Source organism: Pseudomonas sp. MWU12-2029 (assembly GCF_023242425.1).
Taxonomy (GTDB): Bacteria; Pseudomonadota; Gammaproteobacteria; order Pseudomonadales; family Pseudomonadaceae; genus Aquipseudomonas; species Aquipseudomonas kribbensis.
The window spans coordinates 539954-560774 of record NZ_JALJDY010000002.1 but is presented as its reverse complement, the minus strand read 5'-3'; the positions used below and the strand labels follow the sequence as shown (position 1 = coordinate 560774).

Sequence of the window (20821 nt, the reverse complement as noted above, 5' to 3'; positions counted from 1 at the left end):
TTTATTGCACTGCATATAATGCACTGGTGTGTCATGGAACAGTTGGGCGAACTGATCAGAACTCTGCGCAAAGCGCAAAAACTCTCGCAACAGGCGCTGGCGCAACGTTACGGCATGAGCCGCGCCACCATTTCGGGTATCGAAAACAATACGATTTCTGAAATTGGTCTGCGCAAAGTCGAGGCGATCCTCAACGGCTTTGGCTATGAGCTGACGGCGGTTCCCGTGAGAGCGCAACGCCCGACACTCGACGCGTTGCAGAAGGTCAATTTCCATGACTGAGCCGACAGATCGCTTGCACATCACCGTCGCTGATAGCCCTGTCGGAACGCTCGGTCGAGGGCAGCCGGGGATGGACAGTGTGTTCAGCTATCGCGAGGGCGCCATCGATGAAAATGCGGTGTCGCTGACAATGCCGACCCGGCTGGAGAGCTACGGCTGGGAGCGGGGCATTCATCCCGTTTTCGAAATGAATCTGCCGGAAGGCGCGTTACGCGATGAACTGGTTCGACGCTTCAGTAAGGCCGTCCGCGGTTTTGATGATTTCGCTTTGCTCGCTATTGTCGGACCGCATCAGTTGGGGCGGCTGGCGATTACCAGCGAGTCGGCAACCGAGCGTCAGCCCGAAACATCATTGGCTGAGCTTCTGGTGCATGACGGTGCCCAGGGACTGTTCGATGATTTGCTACAGAAGTACGGCCAATACTCCGGGGTTTCGGGTGTGCAGCCCAAAGTGCTGGTGCGCGATAGTGCGGCAGCAGTTGATCGCCTGACCCACCGAGGCTCCACACATCTGGTCAAAGCCTTCCGTCCCGAAGAGTTTCCCGAGCTGGCGACCAACGAGTACTTCTGTATGCGCGCCGCGGCGCTTAGCGGACTCGAAGTGCCAAAGTTTGAATTGAGTGAGCAGGGCAAGTTTCTGGTGGTCGAGCGTTTTGACCTGATTGAGCACGGCTATCTGGGTTTCGAGGACTTTTGTGTACTCAACGGCTGGCCTTCCAGAGCCAAATACGATGGTTCTTACGAAGGTGCTGCCCGTCAGATCAAAGCCTTTGTTTCGCCTGCGCTGTTGAGTCAGGCGCTGGAAGCTTTTTTCAAGATCGTGGCGCTGTCAGCGGGACTGAAAAACGGCGATGCGCACCTGAAGAACTTCGGTGTGTTGTATGACCATTGCGGCGCGCAGGCCTCGATCCGGCTGGCCCCGGCTTACGACATCATCACCACATCGGTTTACATCAGGAACGATAGCCTGGCCTTGCTGTTGGGCGGGTCGAAGGCATGGCCCAAGTACAAGGCGCTGATACGCTTCGGCCGTACGGCGTGCAATCTCACTGAAGGCCGGTGCAATGAACTACTGCGACAGCTTGTTCATGGCATGCAGAAGGCGATGGAGGAAATGCTTGAGCATTGCCGAACCCATGAGTCGTTCGCCGAGGTGGGTACGGCAATGATCGAGCAGTGGGAGTCCGGGATTGAACGCAGTCTGACCAAGGGTTGAATGCCCCATGTGCGCTCAGCGCAACTGATCCCGAAACTGCCCCGGTGTCATCCCCGTCCAGCGTTTGAACGCGCGGCTGAAGCTGCTCGTATCGGCAAACCCCAGCAGATAACTGACCTCGCTCAGCGAGCATTGCGGATCACGCAGGTGCAGCAGCGCGAGGTTCTCGCGGCTTTCATTCAATAGCGTATCGAAACGACAACCCTCGTCCGCCAGGTGCCGTTGCAGGCTGCGCAGGCTCAGGTGCAGGGCCTGGGCGATGCGTTCGGCGCTGGGTTCGCCTTCGGGCAGTTGTTCTTCGATGGCGTCGCGCACCTTGCGCTCCCAGGTCAGCGGTTTGAGCTGGGCGAGGGTGCGTTTGAGCACGGCTTCGTTGTGCTCGGCCAGTTCCGGGTTGGCGTCGTCGAGGTGGCTGTCGAAGTCGGTGAGGGCGAATTCGATGCGGTCTTCTTCGGCTGAAAAATGCACCGGCGAGCGGAACACCTTGTGCCATTGATGCGCATCGGCCGGTTCCGGGCGGCGCAGGTACACCGCCAGCGGCGCGTAGTCGCGGCCCAGGCGATTGCGGCAGGTGCGCACATAGATCGCGGCAAAGGCGTCGATGGCTTCGAAGGCCGGGGCCGGGTTGTCGGCCGGGATTTTCAGGCGAAACCGGTAGCGGTCTTCGCTGCGGGTCAGCTCCAGCTCCAGCGCGTCGCTGACCACTTGGTGATAACGCACGATCCGCTCGAACACTTCCCGCAGGCTGCCGCTGGCCACCAAGGCGTAGCCCAATGCGTGAAACGTCGTGGGACTGACGAACCGCGACACCCGCAAACCGATCGCCGGATCACCGCTGACCTGCACCGCGATTTCCCACAGGCGCGTGGTGGCGGACAACGGATAGCGGGCGTTCGGGTCGTCCATCAATTGCGGATCGAGCCCGGCCTGCTGGCACAGGGCAGTGCTGTCCAGCCCCAGCGCATCGAGTTGCTTGCGCAGGGCACGGGTCCAGCTGGCGAGAGAAGTCGGTTCCTTCATGCTGATTGGCGCTTCCGGTCAACAGGTTGGCGTTCTCGGCTACCGCGTCCGGACCCTGCGCGGGGCAGGATGCGAACATCAATAACCAGAGGATGGAAGCATGGACCGTACTTCTGCAAGTCCCCAGCGACACAATGCTGCCCAGCGATCAGCGCATATTCGCGAAGTGGTGCTGGCCAAAGGCGTCGAGCTGCGCGAGCGTTACCCGATTCTCAAGCATCAGGACGCCCTCGGTGCGGGGATTCTGGCGTTTGCCCTGGCCGGGATGATCGGTTCGGCGGCGCTCTACATCACCGGGCACATGGCGTGGTGGGCGTGCCTGTTGCTGAACGCGTTTTTTGCCTCGCTGACCCATGAGCTGGAGCACGACCTGATCCACAGCATGTATTTCCGCAAACAGCGCGTGCCGCACAACCTGATGATGGGCCTGGTGTGGCTGGCGCGGCCGAGCACGATCAACCCGTGGATCCGTCGCCATCTGCACCTCAACCACCACAAGGTCTCCGGCACTGAAACCGACATGGAAGAACGGGCGATCACCAACGGTGAACCCTGGGGTTTCGCACGGTTGTTGATGGTCGGCGACAACGTGATGTCGGCATTCATCCGCATGCTGCGGGCCAAGACCTGGGCGCACAAGTTCAGCATCATCAAGCGTTCGCTGAAGGTCTACGCGCCGCTGGCGCTGGTGCATTGGGGGGCGTGGTATGTGTTTCTCGGGTTCCACGCGGCCAACGGCATCGCTTACTTGATAGGCTCGCCGATTGAATGGTCAGCGACCACGTTATCGGTGATGCAAGTGATCGACATCGCCGCAGTGGTGATCATCGGCCCGAATGTGTTGCGCACGTTTTGCCTGCACTTCATCAGCTCCAACATGCATTACTACGGTGATGTGGAGCCGGGTAATGTGTTGCAGCAGTGCCAGGTGCTGAATCCGTGGTGGCTGTGGCCGTTGCAGGCGTTCTGCTTCAATTTCGGCAGCAGTCACGGGATTCATCATTTTGTGGTGAAGGAGCCGTTTTACATTCGCCAGCTGACGGTGCCGGTGGCGCACAAGGTGATGCGGGAGATGGGGGTTCGGTTTAATGATTTCGGGACGTTCGGGCGGGCGAACCGGTTTGTTCGCAAGGAAGAAGTCCTGCAGAAAGAAGTGCAGACTGCTCAGGCTTGAAAGTATCCGAAGCTATCGCCGGCTGACCGGCGATAGCCCTGCATCAGCCACCCTCAATCCGGCTGAAACGGCGACTCGCTCAGAATCACCCCTGTCTCCTCCACATACCGCTGCCAATGCTCGATCAGCGCCTCAAGCTTCTGCGGCTGACTCGACGCCAGGTCATGAATCTCCCCCGGATCACTCCCCAGATCATAAAGCTGCCAGGTCGCCGGCCCCACCGGCACGGGGATCCACACCGCCTTCCACTGCCCCTGCCGAATCGCCCGGCGCCCGAACAGTTCCCAACCGGTGACGGTATGTTCGTCATGCACCTGCGCCGTCTCGCCGGACAGGAAACCCAACCACGATTTACCACGCAACGGCGCCACCGGTTTGCCGTGCCACTGTTTGCCCGGATGCCGCACGCCGGCCAGATCGAGGATGGTCGGCGTGATGTCCATCACTGTGCCGAAACCGTGGCTGATCTGCCCCTTCAGCGGCAACTGCGGATAGTGCAGCAGCGCCGGAACGCGAATCCCGCCCTCTGTAGTGAACGCCTTGAACAGGCGTGACGGCGCGGTCGCCACCTGCGCCCAGTTCGGCCCGTACCAGACGTAGGAATTGGCGCGGCCGATGTTGTCGAGGCTGTTGTCGTAATGCTGGCTCAGATACGTCACCAGCTCCGGGCCGAATTTCGGAAAGGCTTCCAGCAGCGCGCCTTCGGCACCGTTGTCGGACATGAACAGGATGAAGGTGTTGTCGAGCTGGCCCTGCTGGCGCAGATAGTCGACGACGCGGCCGATGTTCCAGTCCATGCGCTCGACCATCGCGGCGTAGACCTCCATCGCCCGTGCGGAAATCTGCTTTTGCTCATCGCTCAGGGCGTCCCATTGCGCGGTCAGCTGGATCAGCGGATGCGGTTCTACATCCGGTTCGATCAAACCAAGCGATTTGAGCTTTTCCAGACGCTCGAGGCGCAGCACTTCCGGCCCCGCGTCGTAGCGGCCACGGTATTTTTCGACGATGTCGGCGGGAGCCTGCAACGGCCAGTGCGGTGCGGAAAACGGCAGGTAGGCGAAGAATGGCCGGCTCTGGTCGCGCTCCTTGAGGTACTGCAACAGCTTGTCGCCGAACGCGTCGGAGGAATAGAAATCCTTCGGCAGTTCGTCGATGAAGGTGTCGTCTTCGATGTACAGCGCCGGGGTGGATTTCAGCAGGCCGGGCGTGTGTTCATCGTAGGTCGGTTCGAATCCGTAGTGGTTGGCCGCGCCGGGCAGCAGCGAGAACGAACGCTCGAAGCCACGGGCGTGGGGCGCCAGTTCGGCGGTCAGGCCCAGGTGCCATTTGCCGCTCATCAAGGTCTGGTAACCGGCCTCGCGCAGCAACTCCGGCAACGCGACGACACGGTCGTTGAGGTAACCCTCGTAACCCGGTTTGCCGATCAGCTCCGGGGTCAGGGTTTCGGCCATGGTGCCGATGCCGGCGATGTGGTGATCGGTGCCGGTGAGAAGCATCGAGCGAGTCGGCGAGCAGGTCGGTGCGGTATGAAAATCGGTCAGTCGCAGGCCGTTGTTGGCCAGGGTATCGAGGTTCGGCGTGGCGATTTCGCCGCCGAAGGCACCGATGTCGGAGAAGCCGAGGTCATCGGCCAGAATCACCAGAAAGTTGGGACGTTGCGGCATCAACAGGCTCCTGTTCAGCAGGCAATGAACGACAACGGCAGATCACGGATCTGTACCGGCGCGCTCGGTTGGTAATGGTCATCACTGGTCAGTTCGTGCAGCAGTTCTTCGCGCAACTGATGGAAGTCGAAACTGCTGCGCTGGCGGGGATGTGGCAGGGCAATGTCCACCACCTGTTTGATCCGGCCGGGGCGCGGTTCCATCACCACCACGCGGTCGGCGAGGAAAATCGCTTCCTCGACATCGTGGGTGACCAGAATCGTGGTGATCTTTGCCCGCTCGCGAATCGCCAGCAGTTCGTCCTGCATCTGCTGGCGGGTCAGCGCGTCGAGGGCGCCGAAGGGTTCGTCGAGCAGCAGAATGCGTGGGCTCGCCACCAGCCCGCGAGCAATCGCCACGCGCTGGGCCATGCCGCCGGAAAGTTGATGCGGGTAGGCGCGGGTGAAGTCGCTCAGGCCCACCAGCTCGATGAAATCGTTGACGCGTTGCTGCTTTTCAGCGGCGCTCAACGGCTCGTTGACCAGGCCCAGGCCGATGTTGTCGGCCACTGTCAGCCACGGGAACAAACGGTGTTCCTGAAACACGATTCCGCGCTCGCCACCGATGCCGCTGACGGCTTTGCCATCGACGCTGATCTGCCCGCGAAACTGCGTGTCGAGCCCCACCAGCAAGCGCAACAAGGTGGACTTGCCGCAGCCGCTGGAGCCGACGATGGCGACGAACTCGCCCTCGGCGATGTCGAGGTTGAATTCGCGAATCGCCTCCAGTTCGAAGCCATCGACGTCGAAGGATTTGCCTACGTGGGTGAAGCTGACAATCGGTGCGTTCATGCGTGTCTCCAGCGGGTGGCGCGGATTTCCAGGCGTTGGCCAATGAGGTTGAGCAGGGCGCCGGTGAGGCCGACCAGCAGCATCCCGGCCATGATCAGATCCATGCGCAGCAGTTGTTGGGCGCCGATCATCTGGCTGCCGATGCCGCCGTTGGACGGCATGAAATATTCGGCGCCGATGGTGCCGAGCCAGGCGTAGATCAGGCTCAGTCGAAGGCCGGCGAAAATCCCCGGCGCAGCGCCCGGCAGCACCAATCGGCGCAGGCGCTGGCCGAGGTTCAGGCGCAGCACCTGCGCGGCTTCGTTGAGTTGTGGCGAGAGGTTGGCGACGCTGCGTTGAGTCGCGACAAACAACGGAAAGAAAGCGGCGAGAGCGACGAACACCCACTTCGCCAGTTCGCCCAGACCGAACCACGCGGTGAGCAGTGGCACCCAGGCGAAAATCGCAATCTGCCGCAGGGCGGCGAGTGTCGGGCCGAGCACGCGTTCGCTGGTACGCGACAGCCCCAGCTGCAAACCCAGCACGAGGCCGAGGCCGCCGCCAATCAATAATCCACCGAGGGTACGGCCCAGGCTCAGGGTCATCCCCGAAATCAACGTGCCGTCGAGCAATCCGTTTTTCGTTGCCTCAAGCACCACCCATGGACTGACCAGAATGTTGGCATCGATCCATTGCTGATCGACTGCCAGTTGCCACAGCGCAAACAACCCCAGCGGCAACAGCCACGGCTGCACGCGTTGCCAGCCTTCATAGCGCGGGCCGCGACGAATTTCTGCCGTGGCCGGATGCGGCCAGTGCACCAGTTTTTTGTCCAGCAGACCAATGCCGCGATCCATCGCCACGCCGATCAGACCGATCACCACGATGCACACGAACACGATATCGAGCATGAACAGCTGTCGCGCCCAGACCATCAGGTAACCGATGCCCTCGCTGGAGGCCAGCAGCTCGACGGCGAGCAACGAAGTCCAGCCAGCGGCCAGCGCCAGACGCACGCCGGCCATGAACGCCGGGAGGGCGGCGGGAAGCACCAGTCGGCGGATCAACAGGCGTGGCGGCAGGCGCAACACGGCGGCGGCTTCGCGCAGTTTCGGTTGTGCGTCACGCACGCCGACCAGCGTGTGCAGGGTCACCGGTACCACAATGGCCTTGACCAGCACCACCAGTTTCAGCGTTTCGCCGATGCCGAAAAACACCATGAACAGCGGAATCCACGCCAGCGTCGGCACCTGGGCCAGGCCGGCGAAGGTCGGGAAAATCAGGCGTTCTAAACGACGGCTGAAGCCCAGCGCCGCACCGAGCACCGCACCGGCGGCAACGCCCGCCAACAAGCCCCAGAACAAACGTTGCAGGCTGATCCACAAGTGACTCCACAACTCACCCTGGGACAGCTCGATCGCGCTGTTCCACACCAGCGATGGCGCCGGCAGTATCTGTTCGCTCATCCATTGATTACGCGCCGCCAGCCACCACAGGGCGAACAGTCCGAGCGGCAGTATCCAGGGTAAAACGCGGTGGCTCAGGCTTGGCCAAGTGCGCCGGTTTTTCAACGGCGGTGCGGCCAGTGGCAGGCTGAGCAGGGATTCACGGGCCATGGTGACCTCCGTTGTCGGGTTGGATCGAGTCAGCGGAATTAGCTAAAAACCAATTGTTATAAGTGAATTAAAAAATAATCATTTTGGAGATAAGCAGCGCCATTTAAGGCCTCCAGCCCTGCACGCATCCAATGCATTCGAAGAATATTTTTGATGCTCTCCATGCATACGGCTCTGCATGTCCCGAATTTTCTGACTTAGCTTTAAAAGCTATAAAAATGTTCTTTTTAAGTATTTAAGTGCTGATGCGGATTGCGCCTACTTTCGGCTCCTCAATGCCCGCCGTGATCAGGAGCCGCACCCATGAACCTTCCCTTCAAACGTGTCATCAGTCTGTTTGCCGCGCCGGCGCTGGCGGGTCTGCTGGCGTTCTCTGTTCAGGCCGAGGAGCTCAAGGAAATCAGGATTGCTGTGCCTGATCTGAGCGCCGGCACCCAGCACAGCGGCGGGGGCATCGTGGACGTGCTGCGCGATCAGCAGATCTTCGAAAAGGCCTTCGCCGAGCAGGGCATCAAGATTCAGTGGAGCTTCTTCAAGGGCGCCGGCCCGGTGATCAACGAGGCGTTCGCCAACGGCCAGGTGGATCTGGCTTATCTGGGGGATCTGGCGGCCATCATCGGCAAGTCCAACGGGCTGGATACACGGCTGCTGAGTGCCAGCGCCCGGGGTGTGAAGCAATATCTGGGCGTGGTGCCGGGTTCGGGGATCAAGACGTTGCAGGATCTCAAAGGCAAGCGCGTGGCGATCTTCCGGGGCACCGCGACCCAATTGTCGTTCGATGCGGCATTGGCCAGCGTGGGCTTGAGCGAGAAGGACGTGAAGGTGATCAACCTCGATTTCAACGCAGCGGTTGCCGCGCTGGCGGCGAAGCAGATCGATGCGTCGTGGGGCAGCTCCGGGCTCACCGCCTTGCAGGCCAAGGGCCTGGCTGAGCTGCCATTGAATACCAAGGACCTCGGCGGCGCCGGCAGCGTGCAGTCAGTTCTGGTGGGCACCGGCAAGTTTGTCGACGGGCATCCGGAAGCCGTGGCGAAGCTGCTCAAGGCGCAGCAACAGGCGGTGGAGTGGCTGACCCAGGACAGCAACAAGGACGCTTACGTGCAGCTTGTGTCGGGGCTGGCGAGCTATCCGCCGGTGATCCTGACCCAGGATCTGAAGGATCAGAGTCTGAGCGAAGTATTCCCTTCGACACTGGACCCGCTGTTCCTCGAAAACCTGCAGGGCAAGGTGGATCTGGCAGCTCAGCAGAAGCTGATCCGCAAGCCGTTCAAGGTGAACGAGTGGGTCGCGCCAGAGCTGGCGGCGGCGAAGCTCTGAGTCATGCGGTCATTCCCGCGCAATGCGTGGGAATGACCCTCAAACCGCGACGCTGATTTCCTGTTTATCCATTGCCACCAACGTCTCGATCATCGCCCGCGCCGCCGGTGACAGCCGGAATCCCGTGCGGCTCACAATCCCGCACCGCGCATTCATGCTTTCCAGGTTCTGCGGCAGGTTGCGCCAGTGCAGCAGCGCCAGCGAGCCTTGGGCGATGTCCTCGACAAACGCCTCTTCAGTGCCCACACCAATTGCGTTGGATTGCAGCACCACTTTCACCAGCGCCGGAAAATGCTCGGTCTCGATGGTCGGCGAAAAATCGATCCGCCCGCTGAGGTTCGCCAGCAGTTTGCGAATGCCCGGCGGGATCAGCGTGGTCGCCAGCGGATAGTCGAACATATCGTTGGTCGACAAGCTTTCCTTGGCCAGCAGCGGATGCCCCGGCCGGCAGAAAAACACCCCGCGCTTGGGTGTCAGCGGCTGGGTCTGGAAGTTCGGGTCGGACTCGAAATGGCGGATGTCGGCGATGAAGAATTCGATCTCTTCGCGGCTCAGGGCGCGGCTGAGTTTTTCCCAGTTATCCACCTGAAAACAGGTGCGCACTTTCGGGTGCGCATTGATGAATTGCGCCACCGCGTCCGGCACCAGTTTCACCGCCGGCGCCGGACCGCAACCGAAGTGCAGTTCGCCGGCGTCGAGCTTGGTCATCTGCGTCACTTCGGCGCTGAGCAATGCTGCGCCCTGCACCAGGGTCAGGGCGTGTTGCAGCACCACCTGGCCTTCGGGTGTCGGGCGCAGATCCTTGTTGCCGCGATCCACCAGCACACAGCCGAACTCCTGCTCCAGCCCCTGAATACTGCGGCTGAACGCCGGTTGAGTGATGCCCATGGCGTCGGCCGCGCGGACAAAACTGCGGTGTTCGTTGAGGGCGATGAAGTAGCGCAACTGGCGAAGATCCATATGCTTTTCCGGCATCCTAAAAATAGCTCGAAGGCATTTGCGACGAGGTTGCTTGAGGTTTTAAATGCAAGCTCTTATTCCGTCAACGAAGCATGTGAATATCTATTAGATATAAATGGAATATAGATAGAGCGTTGTTTCGCTGCCGTTCAACCGCAAGCAGTCGATGAGGGTCTACCCATGAGCAATGCCGCACTCGCTGTAAAACCCGCTGTCCACGCGCTGGACATTCATCCGGTGGCCGGCCGTATCGGTGCCGAAATCCGTGGCGTGCACCTGTCCGGTGAACTGGATGCTGCAACGGTTGAAGCCATTCAACAGGCGCTGGTCCAGTACAAGGTCGTGTTCTTCCGCGAGCAGACCCAGCTCGACGATCAGCGCCAGGAAGCCTTCGCGCATCTGCTCGGCGAACCGGTGGCGCACCCGACCGTGCCGTCCCGCGAGGGTACCCGTTACCTGCTGGAGCTGGACGGCGCCGAAGGGCAGCGAGCCAACTCCTGGCACACCGACGTGACCTTCGTCGATGCCTACCCAAAGGCCTCGATCCTGCGTTCGGTGGTGGCCCCGGCATTCGGTGGCGACACGCTGTGGGCGAACACCGCGACCGCGTACAACGAACTGCCGACCGAGCTGCGTGAGCTGGCGGACAAACTGGTGGCCGTGCACAGCAACGAATACGACTACGCCGGGGCGAAGCCGGACGTCTCGGCGGAGAAGCTTGAGCGCTATCGCAAGATCTTCACCTCGACGGTCTACGAGACTGAACATCCGGTGGTCCGCGTACACCCGATCAGCGGCGAAAAAAGCTTGCTGTTGGGGCATTTCGTCAAACGCATCAAGGGTTACTCCCAGGCTGATTCGGCGCACCTGTTCGGCTTGTTGCAGAGTCATGTGATTCGTCAGGAAAACACCGTGCGCTGGCGCTGGAAGGCCGGTGATGTGGCGATCTGGGATAACCGTTCGACGCAGCATTATGCGATTGATGACTACGGCACTCAGGATCGCGTGGTGCGTCGAGTGACGCTGAAAGGTGAGGTGCCGGTCGGGGCGAATGGGCAGCGTAGTCAGACCATCAAAGGCGCTGAAATCGTCGGCGTCTGATCGGGCCTCATCGCGAGCAAGCTCGCTCCCACAGTTTTGCGGCGTACGCAAAACCTGTGGGAGCTGGCTTGCCATCAATGCTTTTAATCACCACACGCCAATCTGAACGAGCTTCTCGGTCTCCGGCTCCCCATAACGAAACCGCTGCCCCCGCAAATCGATCTCCTGATGACTGATGGTCGTGCGCCGCTTCAACCCGCGCACCCACTCGAACAGATACCCCGCATGTTCCTCGCGCACCGCCGCATACGCCGGGTCCGCGCCCAGATCCTGCAGCTCCTGCGGATCATTCAACAGATCGAAAAGCTGCGGCCGGAAGCCGTCGTACGCCAGGTATTTCCAGCGTTCGCTGCGCACCATGGTCATGCGGCAACGGTCGATCGGCTGGCCCAGTCGCTCCCGCGCCGGGGCCTGGAAGGCGTAGTCGTATTCGCTGATCGCATAGCGGCGCCAGTCGGGATTCTCGCCGTGCAGCAGCGGAATCAACGAGCGACCTTCCAGTCGATGCTCCGCGCCCGTCACGCCCAGTGCTTCGAGAAAGGTCGGCACGCCATCGATGGTTTCCGCCATTCGATCCTCCACGGTGCCCCGCGTGACATCCGCCGCCGTACGCGGGTCGCGCACGATCAATGGCACGCCCACCGCTTGCTCCAGCAAAAACTCCTTCTCACCCAGCCAGTGATCGCCCAGAAAGTCGCCGTGATCGCTGGTGAACACGATCAGCGTGTCCTCCCAGCGTCCGTTGCTTTGCAGGAAATCGAACAGACGACCCAACTGATCATCGACCTGTTTGACCAGGCCCATGTACGTCGGGATCACGTTCAGTCGTACCGGATCTTTGGAGAAATTCAGGCTTTCCTCATGCTGGCGAAAGGCCTGGTAGACCGGATGGTCGCTTGGAGAGGCATTACGTACCGGTTCGAGAATCGATTTCGTACTGTACAATGTGTGGTACGGCGCCGGTACGATATAGGGCCAGTGGGGTTTGATATAGGACAGGTGTAAAAACCACGGTTTTTCACCTTGCTCACCGATGAAGTCGATGGCTCGATTTGTAGTGTAGACAGTCTCTGAATGTTGCTCGGGAATTCGCGCCGGCAGACGGGCATGGCGCATTTTCCAGCCGCTGAGGATTTCGCCGTTGTCGCCTTCGGCGGCGTTGGCCCAGTCGTGCCAGGGGTTACGCCCTTCGAAACCTTGCTCGCGCAGGTAATGGGTGTACGGCGCGGATTCGCGTTTGTCATCGAACAACGGGTCGTCGGGGAAGATGCCGTCGTGGCGAAAGTACGGCTCGAAGCCGACTTCGTTCAGCACTTCGGCCTGGGCGCTTGCAGGGTTGATCGCCAGCCGCTGCAAGGCATCCACGTTGGCCGTGGCGTGGGTCTTGCCGACCAGCGCAGTACGAATGCCGTGGGGTCGCAGGTAATCGCCGATGGTCAGTTCTTCCAGCGGCAACGGCACGGCGTTCCACGCCACTTGATGGCTGCTGACATAGCGCCCGGTGTAGGCCGACATTCGTGACGGGCCGCAGATCGTGCCCTGGGTGTAGGCGCGACTGAAGCGCACGCCGGCGGCGGCCAGGCGATCAATGTTCGGGGTGTGCAAATGCGGGTGGCCGTAGCAGGACAGGTAATCGCGGCGCAGTTGATCGCACATGATGTACAGCACGTTGCGCACGGGGTTTTGCGGGTTGGACATGGGGTTCACCAGTCAGAAAGACAGGCGAGGTTTTTCGCTTTCGGCGAGGGTGTTCGGCAAGTGCATTCGGGGAATGCTTGCCATGCATGAAACGCATGGGGTTAGACGGCGAGGTTTGCCAGCGAACATACCTCCTCATCCACTGTGTCAATCGCCTTGATCTGCTCGATCATCGCCTCGGCCAGCGGCGATAGCCGATACCCCGCGCGACTGACAATTCCGTAACGGGTGTAAAGCTCCTCGAGATCATCCGCCAACCCCTCGACTTTCAAACACACCAGTTCGCCCCTGGCTTGATGCAACGCATCCGAATAGGCACCGACGATGCCGATCGCATCGGATCGCAACACCACGCCCAGCAGGCTGGCGCTGTTCTCGCACTCCACGTTCGGGACGAAATCCGGCCGGCCACTGAGGTCGACGATGACCTTGCGCAGGTTCGGCGGACGAATGCTCACGGCCAGTGGATAACTCATCAATTGCTCGGCCGTGACCCGATCCGATCCGGCCAATGGATGCCCCGCGCGGCAGCAGAAATGCCATTTGCGTGGCCGCAATCGATGGGTCAGATAATCCGGATCCGCCTCGAAGTGACGGGTGTCGGCGACAAAGAATTCGAACTCTTCGCTCAGCAGTCGCTTGCTCAGGCTCTGCCAGTCATCGACCTGGTAATGCACCCGCGCTTTCGGATAGCGGCCGATGAAGCTGCCGATCGCTCGCGGGATCAATCCTGCCGCCGGTGCCGGGCCGCAACCGAAGCGCAATTCCCCCGCCTCCAGCCCGTTGAACTGGCTGATCTCGTTGGCCATCTGCTGCGCACCGCTGACCAGCCGCCGTGCGTGTTCAAGCAGCACCTGGCCTTGTTTGGTCGGTGGCAATTCCTTGCGTCCGCGATCCACCAACTGGCAACCGACGCTGTGTTCCAGCGCCTGAATGCTGCGGCTGAACGCCGACTGCGACAGGTTCACCGCCTGCGCGCCCGCGACGAAGCTGCGCTGTTCGGCGAGGGCGATGAAGTGTCTGAGCTGGCGCAAGTCGATATGCATTTTTCACATAAAAAATATCCGGGAAATGCATTGGATATGCATTAGGTCGACTCCTTATAAAGGCAATCTCTTATGCAGTAAATCTTTGTAAAAACATAAATAAATAACTTTAAAGAATATGCGACGCGAACAATGTCTGCGTGTTTTTTGACCAGGAGCAGCCCCATGAGTCCGTTGAACCTTGCTTCACCGCCGCCGCCACGACGGCTCAAACGTCTGCCTCTGGCCCTGTTGCTGGCGGGGAGTGCCAGTTGGACCCACGGCTACGCTGCGGAAACCGAAACCCCTGTGCCGGTACCGGCAGGCAAGACTGCGACCGCCACTTCGCAACTGGAAACCGTGACCGTCACCACTCGCCGTCGCGAAGAAAGTTCGCAGGATGTACCGACGCCGATGAGCGTGGTCAGCGGCCAGACCCTGGAGACGCAGCGGGTCTATCGCATCCAGGATCTGCAGCAACTGGTACCCAGCGTCAACGTCGCCTACATGCATGCGCGCCAGTCCAGCGTGTCGATTCGCGGCCTGGGTAACAACCCGGCCAGCGACGGTCTGGAAGGCAGTGTCGGTCTGTACATCGACAACGTTTATCTGGGCCGCCCGGGGATGGCGGTGTTCGACCTGATGGACATCGAACAGCTCGAAGTCCTGCGCGGGCCGCAGGGGACGTTGTTCGGCAAGAACACCACCGCCGGGGTGATCAACATCAGCACCCGCGCGCCGAGTTTCACCCCGGAGCGCAGCATCGAAACCTCGGTCGGTGAGGACGGTTATTTCCAGACCAAGGGCACGCTTTCCGGGCCGCTCAACGATCAACTGGCCGGCCGAATTTCCGCCTATCGCACTCGCAGCGACGGCGACATCAAAAACGAATACAACGGCCATGACCTGAACGGCGGCTCCCGCGACGGCTTCCGTGCGCAGCTGTTGTTCAAGCCCAACGAGAACTTCAATCTGCGCTGGATCGGTGACTACAACGAAGAGGATTCCAGTGCCGGCACCCGCGTGCTGTACAACACCGGGCCGACCATCAATGGCGTCAACCTCTATCAGTCACGGGCCAATGCTGCCGGCGCGACGCTGGTCAACGGCTCGCACCGCAAGGTCAATCTGGACAACGATCAGCACGTCACAGTGCATCAGGGCGGCACGTCGGTGGAGGCTAACTGGACGCTGCCGAGCGACTTCACCCTGACCTCGATCAGCTCCTATCGCTACTGGAATTTCACCCCGGCCAACGACGATGGCCTCAACGTTGCGGCAACCTACAACGCCGGTGTGTCGGTGGAGGACAAGCAGTACTCGCAGGAATTTCGCCTGGCGTCGCCCAAGGGCGAGTCCTTCGATTACGTGCTCGGCGCGTACTACTTCGGCTCAGATCTGGACAACAAATCCTTCGCCTATTACGGCCCCCAGGCAGACATCTGGAACGGCACGCCACGGGGCGCATTGGCCAATGTCGGCAGCGTCGGCCGCGGCCACATCCAGACCGACAGTTTTGCGCTGTTCGCCCAAGGCACCTGGCACCTGACTCCACGCCTGGATTTCACCGCCGGGGTGCGCGGCACCTATGAAGAGAAGAACGCCTGGGTCAATCGCGATGCGCCGGTCGGTGGCGCCACAGTTACCGGCGCCGCAGCCACTGCGCGACGCGGCCGGACCGGCGCCTACGATTCCGGCGATCTGAACCAGTACAGCTCCAGTCCATCCGGATTGCTCAACCTCAGCTATCGCATCACCGATGATCTGCTCGGCTACGCCACGCTGTCCCACGGCGAGAAATCCGGTGGGGTCAACCTCGTGGTCGGTTCCGCTCCGACCGCTGGCGCCGACTCGCTGCTGATAGGCACCGAGCGCGCCAACAACGCTGAACTTGGCTTCAAGAGCACCCTGTGGGACCGCCGCCTGCAACTCAACGCCAACCTGTTCTGGACTCAGGTCAACGCTTATCAGACCAACGCCTACGACGACGTCAACCGCGTGCAATACCTGACCAACGCCGGTTCAGTGCGCTCGCGTGGTGTGGAATTCGAAAGCACCGTGATCCCGTTGCGCGGCCTGACCCTGAACTTCAACGGCTCGTTCAACGACGTCAGTTATCTCTCGTACAAGGACGCGCCGTGCCCGCCGGAAGTCAGCCTGGCGCCGGGTGCTCCGGCCTCTTGCGACCTCAGTGGTCATCAGGTCGTCGGTGCCTCGAAATGGATCGGCAACGCCAACGGCAAATACGAATGGAATCTGGCCAACGGGCTGCAACCTTACGTCACCGGCAGCTACGCATTTCGCTCCAAAGCAGTGGGCACGGTCGAGGATTCCGACTACGGCCAGATCCCGAGTTACGCGGTGGTCAATCTCTCCACCGGCCTGCGCGGCGATTTCAATCAGGGCCAGTGGGACGTCTCGCTGTGGCTGAAAAACGCCTTCGACAAAACCTACTACACGACCCTGTGGACCGGCGGCAACGGCGGTTATGAAGGCCTGCTCGGCACGCCGCGCACCCTCGGCGTCACCGGTCGCTACGACTTCTGATCGATCCCTCAAGGAGCTGCATCATGTTGCGCATCAAAACCGCTTTACCGGTGTTGTTGTCCGGCGCAGTGCTCAGTGCAGGTGCGCTCGCCGCGCCCAGCGTCTACCCCACCGGCGTCACCCGATACGACCCGGCCAAGGCCTTCAATCAATATGTGATCTTCAGCGGTGCAGACAAGCAGACGCACCTGATCGACATGAATGGCAATGAAGTGAAGAACTGGCCGCAGGCCGGTTTCCCCTCGGCGATCATCGACCCGAAACTGGTCGGTGGCGAGCGTGGCCATGTGTTGCTGCAACTGAGCGATAAGGATCCGGGCAAGCTCGGTTCCGCCGGCAACGGCCTCGGCAATCAGAGCATCGGTGAGCTGGACTGGGGTGGCAAAGTCGTCTGGCAGTGGGGCGACAAGGCGCCCGGTGGCGCGGCGCAACAACATCACGACCAGCGTCGCCTGAGCAACGGCAACACCGTGGTGCTGGCGAACAAGGTGCACAAGGTCAAAGGCTTCAAAGTGCCCGAGGTGATCGACGATGCGATCTATGAAGTCAGCCCCGCAGGCGAGGTGAAATGGCAGTGGCTGGCGTCGGATCACTTGAAAGAATTCGGTTTCACTGCCGAGCAATTGAAGCTGGTGCGTGCCAGTGAAAATCCGGATTACCTGCACATCAACAACCTCAGCCTGGTCGGGCCGAACAAATGGTTCGATGCCGGCGACAAACGCTTCAATCCGGACAACCTGCTGCTCGACTCACGCAACGCCAATTTCATCGCGATCATCGACAAACACAGCGGCAAAGTGGTCTGGCGCCTGGGGCCGAACCTGCCGCTGGCCAACCCGAAAACCGCGCAGCAGATTCCACGTCCGGTGGACCAGTTCGTCGGTCAGCATGACGCACATATCATCCCGGCGGGATTGCCCGGCGCCGGCAATCTGCTGGTGTTCGACAACCAGGGTTCGGCGGGTTATCCCAACGTCACGCTGGGGCTGATTACCGGCTCGCGGGTGCTGGAGATCGACCCGGTGAAAAACGAAATCGTCTGGCAGTACAGCGCCGCCAATTCGAAGCAGCCGGGGTGGGCGTTCTACAGTTCGTTCATCAGCAGCGCGCGGCGTTTGCCCAACGGCAACACGCTGATTGATGAAGGCATGAACGGGCGGTTTTTCCAGGTAACGGCCAGCGGCGAAAACGTCTGGGAATACGTCAGCCCTTATTTGGGCAAGGCGCCAGGTAGCGATGCGATCAGCAACTGGGTGTATCGAGCACTGCCTGTGAGTTATGACTGGGTACCGGTCGGAACGCCGCGTTCGGAGACGGCCGTGATTGCGCCTGCGATCGGTGTGCAACAGATCAATGCAAGCCGTTAGTTGAAAGGTGATTAAGGCGCTTCGAATTCGAAATAAGTTATGAGTGACATGAATAGTGCATATAGCCATATCGTTGAAAAGTCGCGTGGACAATAAGTGAATAGCGAACCATCCTGAGTCTCGTGAGTTTCCAGGAGGAAACTTGCTCTCATCGGAAGACACTTATCCAACGATAAAGGAAATCTCGTTATGTCGAGCATTAATGGCAACTATGTAAACGCTAACGCTGGCGCCAAACTGACGATTACCGATGGCAACGACTCCAACGGCACCTTCAGCGGAAAATTCAGCCAGAACGGCGTGAACTACGACATCGCGTACGGTCACTACCACTTCCAGAACAGCACCGGGCAGCCTACGATCATTACTTTCGCGGCTCTGAATGAAGGCACTGGCTATCAGTCCTGGACCCTGTTCTCGCCGGATCACAACTACTCGAAAGTTCGTGCGGTGGGTTCTCGCACAAACTTTGACGGTGATGTAGTCGGTCTGGCCGGGGAGTTTGTGAAGCAATAAGAAATTCTGCAAGTCGAAGGCCGATGCATTAAACATGCATCGGCCTTTTTATTTGTCTCTTGAAAAGTTCGTCAACTATCACCTAGGTATTAGTTGTCACTGAATGCCGGGGCGTCGATAACCCGATGCCTTGGATGAATACTTTTTATGCCGGGAAAGCATGTCGATTCTGGCGAATCGCTGGAAGCCTTGCGGGCCGTGGCTTTGGCGGAAATGACCGTTTCTTATATTCCATAAACATCTATTCATAACATGAAAGATTACTTTCGGAGATAAGCCTCTAGCCCAATGATTGACCCATCGATCACGCCGTGGGGGATTCAACAAGCGGCGAATCGGCTACGCGAAAAAACGCAAAGAGACCGCAGGGAGTAAATCAATGGGCAATGTCCAGACCGCCGCCAGTGCACAGGAGGTGCTGTGGCGCCAGGCGCCGAGCGGCGAGTTGGTCGATCTCGGCCGGCCCCATCGCGTGCCGTTGGGGCAACTGCGTTTGCAGCGCGCGCCCAAGGGCATTCTGAGCCGCCGCGAAACGATTCTGCTCGGCGTTCTGGCGCTGGTGGTGCATGGCGCGGTGATCTACTGGATCAATCAGCATCCGACACCGGCGCTGCCGATCGTGCCGCCGGAAATTCCACCGATGACTATCGAATTTTCGCGCCCGGCGCCACCGGCTCCACCTGTGGTTGTACCGCCACCACCGGCGCCAGTGGTCGAGCCTCCGCCGCCGGTGGAAGACGAATTGGCAACCAAGCCGCCACCAAAACCGAAGCCGATTCCCAAACCGAAACCGGTCGCCAAACCCGTACCGAAACCGGCACCCAAAGCCGTCGAGCAACCACCGGCTCCGCCACAACCGGCCGCTCCAGTCGCCGCGCCAGCGCCACCTGCACCACCAGCGCCTGCTCCGGTGACGCCGGCCTCGGCCAACGCCGCGTACCTGAAGAACCCGGCGCCGGAATATCCGTCGCTGGCCCAGCGTCGTGGTTGGGAAGGCACGGTGTTGCTGCGGGTGCACGTATTGGCCAGCGGCAAACCGGGTGAGATCCAGATTCAGAAAAGCAGTGGCCGGCAACAGCTCGACGACGCGGCGCTGGATGCCGTGAAGCGCTGGAGCTTCGTGCCGGCCAAGCAGGGTGATGTCGCCCAGGACGGCTGGGTCAGCGTGCCCATCGATTTCAAGATTCACTAAACCGAAACCAAATTCGCGCGAAATGTTTACACGAGGGAACACATCATGACGTTACTGGCATCTCCACTGGAATCCATCGAAAGCGCGGTGATCTGGCTGCTGGTGGTCTTCTCTGTCGCCACTTGGGGCCTGGCATTGCTCAAGGCTGTGCAGTTCGGCCGGTTGAAGGCGCAGGACCGCAAATTTCACAAGCGCTTCTGGGCGGCGTCGAGTCTGGACTCCGCCGCCGAGTTGAGCGAAACCCAGCCCGGCGCGGCAGCGCGGGTGGCACAGGCCGGTTATGCGGCGATTCAAGTGGGCGAGGCGCCGCAGGCCAATGACCTGAGCCAGGCGATCAACCATCAGGATCGCCTCGAACGTGCCTTGCGTCAGCAGATCGTCCGCGAGCGTCGTTCGCTGGAAACCGGTCTGGCGGTGGTTGCGAGTATTGGCAGCACCTCGCCGTTCATTGGCCTGTTCGGCACGGTGTGGGGAATCATGGAAGCGTTGAAAGGCATCAGCGCGGCAGGCTCGGCGAGCCTGGAAACGGTGGCCGGTCCCATCGGTGCAGCGCTGGTCGCCACCGGGGTGGGGATCGCGGTCGCGGTGCCGGCGGTGCTGGTTTACAACTACTTTTTGCGTCGTCTGAAACTGACGGCGGCGGACCTGGACGACTTTGCCCACGACTTCTACAGCCTGGCGCAAAAGAGTTCGTTCCGCGTGCTGATCCATCCGACCGCGCACAAGGCTGCGGCCCAGGGCAACGCAACAAAAGTGAAGGAGGCGTCCTGATATGGCCTTCTCCACGCAAGACAGCGACGAGGTGCTGAGCGAGATCAACGTGACGCCGCTGGTGGACGTGATGCTGGTGCTGCTGGTGGTGTTCATCGTCACCGCGCCGCTGCTGACCAACGCGATACCGATCAACCTGCCGAAGACCGAAGCGGTGGCGCCGGTCGAGCAGAAAGACCCGTTGGTGGTGAGCATCGACGGTGCTGGAAAACTGTTTATCAACAAGGACGAAATCCAGCCGGACCTGCTGGAGTTCAACCTCAAGTCGGCCAAGGCCAAGGACCCGGAAGTGCGCGTGCAATTGCAGGCGGACGACGGGGTGAATTACGGCGAAGTGGCGCGAGCCATGGCATCGATTGAGCGGGCGGGCATCACCAAACTGTCGGTGATCACTGCACGATAAGGGTTTCACGTTTTTCCGGGGCCGTCTCCTTGGCAGGGTGCGGCCCCTTTTTTGTCTCAGACTTAATATTCTTTTCAGGTCTTAATAAATAGCTTCTTATTCCTTAACGAATATAAATCCCGTCCCTATACTCGACCAGGAAC

At 60.3% G+C, this 20821-nt stretch carries 18 protein-coding genes; 11 read left to right on the top strand and 7 right to left on the bottom strand.

Going from position 1 to position 20821, the window contains the following annotated elements; translation table 11 throughout:
• Positions 1–33: 33 nt before the first annotated feature.
• Together M5B44_RS07450 and M5B44_RS07445 are read left to right on the top strand one after the other, a co-directional pair.
• A complete protein-coding gene (locus M5B44_RS07450; RefSeq protein WP_085746304.1) occupies positions 34–282 on the top strand; it encodes a helix-turn-helix domain-containing protein in 249 nt (82 codons plus the stop codon).
• A complete protein-coding gene (locus M5B44_RS07445) occupies positions 275–1498 on the top strand; it encodes a type II toxin-antitoxin system HipA family toxin (protein ID WP_248738700.1) in 1224 nt (407 codons plus the stop codon). Before M5B44_RS07450 ends, M5B44_RS07445 begins: the two co-directional genes overlap by 8 nt.
• 15 nt (positions 1499–1513) lie before the next feature.
• Here the strand turns inward: M5B44_RS07445 and M5B44_RS07440 are convergent, their stop codons facing one another.
• Positions 1514–2518 carry an AraC family transcriptional regulator gene (locus M5B44_RS07440; protein WP_085733379.1) on the bottom strand — a complete coding sequence of 335 codons (1005 nt, stop codon included), beginning with the start codon at positions 2516–2518 and terminating at the stop codon, positions 1514–1516.
• A gap of 100 nt (positions 2519–2618) precedes the next feature.
• On the opposite strand from M5B44_RS07440, the gene M5B44_RS07435 reads away from it, so the two are divergent.
• Positions 2619–3692 carry a fatty acid desaturase gene (locus M5B44_RS07435; RefSeq protein ID WP_248738699.1) on the top strand — a complete coding sequence of 358 codons (1074 nt, stop codon included), beginning with the start codon at positions 2619–2621 and terminating at the stop codon, positions 3690–3692.
• A 53-nt stretch (positions 3693–3745) separates the two neighbouring features.
• Here M5B44_RS07435 and M5B44_RS07430 read toward each other — a convergent pair whose 3' ends face one another.
• The 3 genes from M5B44_RS07430 to M5B44_RS07420 are packed head-to-tail and all read right to left on the bottom strand — an operon-like array spanning position 3746 to position 7781.
• A complete protein-coding gene (locus tag M5B44_RS07430) occupies positions 3746–5356 on the bottom strand; it encodes an arylsulfatase (protein WP_248738698.1) in 1611 nt (536 codons plus the stop codon).
• A 14-nt stretch (positions 5357–5370) separates the two neighbouring features.
• Positions 5371–6186 (bottom strand): ABC transporter ATP-binding protein, encoded by an 816-nt coding sequence (locus tag M5B44_RS07425; protein ID WP_248738697.1) that lies wholly within the window; start codon positions 6184–6186, stop codon positions 5371–5373.
• Positions 6183–7781: an ABC transporter permease gene (locus M5B44_RS07420; RefSeq protein ID WP_248738696.1), complete on the bottom strand. Its 1599-nt coding sequence runs from the start codon at positions 7779–7781 to the stop codon at positions 6183–6185. The genes M5B44_RS07425 and M5B44_RS07420 overlap by 4 nt, the downstream gene beginning before the upstream one ends.
• A 303-nt stretch (positions 7782–8084) precedes the next feature.
• Here M5B44_RS07420 and M5B44_RS07415 point away from each other — a divergent pair, with 303 nt between their 5' ends.
• Positions 8085–9098 carry an ABC transporter substrate-binding protein gene (locus M5B44_RS07415; RefSeq protein ID WP_248738695.1) on the top strand — a complete coding sequence of 338 codons (1014 nt, stop codon included), beginning with the start codon at positions 8085–8087 and terminating at the stop codon, positions 9096–9098.
• Between the two features lie 39 nt (positions 9099–9137).
• Here M5B44_RS07415 and M5B44_RS07410 read toward each other — a convergent pair whose 3' ends face one another.
• Positions 9138–10058: a LysR family transcriptional regulator gene (locus M5B44_RS07410; RefSeq protein ID WP_248738694.1), complete on the bottom strand. Its 921-nt coding sequence runs from the start codon at positions 10056–10058 to the stop codon at positions 9138–9140.
• Positions 10059–10238: 180 nt separating this feature from the next.
• Here M5B44_RS07410 and M5B44_RS07405 point away from each other — a divergent pair, with 180 nt between their 5' ends.
• Positions 10239–11159 (top strand): TauD/TfdA dioxygenase family protein, encoded by a 921-nt coding sequence (locus tag M5B44_RS07405; RefSeq protein ID WP_085712666.1) that lies wholly within the window; start codon positions 10239–10241, stop codon positions 11157–11159.
• 87 nt (positions 11160–11246) lie between these two features.
• Here the strand turns inward: M5B44_RS07405 and M5B44_RS07400 are convergent, their stop codons facing one another.
• Both M5B44_RS07400 and M5B44_RS07395 read right to left on the bottom strand, forming a co-directional pair.
• Positions 11247–12857: an alkaline phosphatase family protein gene (locus M5B44_RS07400; RefSeq protein WP_248738693.1), complete on the bottom strand. Its 1611-nt coding sequence runs from the start codon at positions 12855–12857 to the stop codon at positions 11247–11249.
• Between the two features lie 101 nt (positions 12858–12958).
• Positions 12959–13903 (bottom strand): LysR family transcriptional regulator, encoded by a 945-nt coding sequence (locus M5B44_RS07395; RefSeq protein ID WP_248738692.1) that lies wholly within the window; start codon positions 13901–13903, stop codon positions 12959–12961.
• A 165-nt stretch (positions 13904–14068) separates the two neighbouring features.
• On the opposite strand from M5B44_RS07395, the gene M5B44_RS07390 reads away from it, so the two are divergent.
• From M5B44_RS07390 to M5B44_RS07365, 6 genes are all read left to right on the top strand, one after another.
• Positions 14069–16429 carry a TonB-dependent receptor gene (locus tag M5B44_RS07390; protein ID WP_248738691.1) on the top strand — a complete coding sequence of 787 codons (2361 nt, stop codon included), beginning with the start codon at positions 14069–14071 and terminating at the stop codon, positions 16427–16429.
• Between the two features lie 23 nt (positions 16430–16452).
• Positions 16453–17796: an aryl-sulfate sulfotransferase gene (locus M5B44_RS07385; protein ID WP_248738690.1), complete on the top strand. Its 1344-nt coding sequence runs from the start codon at positions 16453–16455 to the stop codon at positions 17794–17796.
• 189 nt (positions 17797–17985) lie between these two features.
• Positions 17986–18312 carry a hypothetical protein gene (locus M5B44_RS07380; RefSeq protein ID WP_008081769.1) on the top strand — a complete coding sequence of 109 codons (327 nt, stop codon included), beginning with the start codon at positions 17986–17988 and terminating at the stop codon, positions 18310–18312.
• 379 nt (positions 18313–18691) lie between these two features.
• A complete protein-coding gene (locus M5B44_RS07375) occupies positions 18692–19504 on the top strand; it encodes an energy transducer TonB (protein WP_041475106.1) in 813 nt (270 codons plus the stop codon).
• 45 nt (positions 19505–19549) lie between these two features.
• Positions 19550–20275, top strand: a complete 726-nt coding sequence (locus M5B44_RS07370) for a MotA/TolQ/ExbB proton channel family protein (protein ID WP_011331927.1) — start codon at positions 19550–19552, stop codon at positions 20273–20275.
• 1 nt (position 20276) lies between these two features.
• A complete protein-coding gene (locus tag M5B44_RS07365) occupies positions 20277–20678 on the top strand; it encodes an ExbD/TolR family protein (RefSeq protein WP_003220570.1) in 402 nt (133 codons plus the stop codon).
• Positions 20679–20821: the final 143 nt, after the last annotated feature.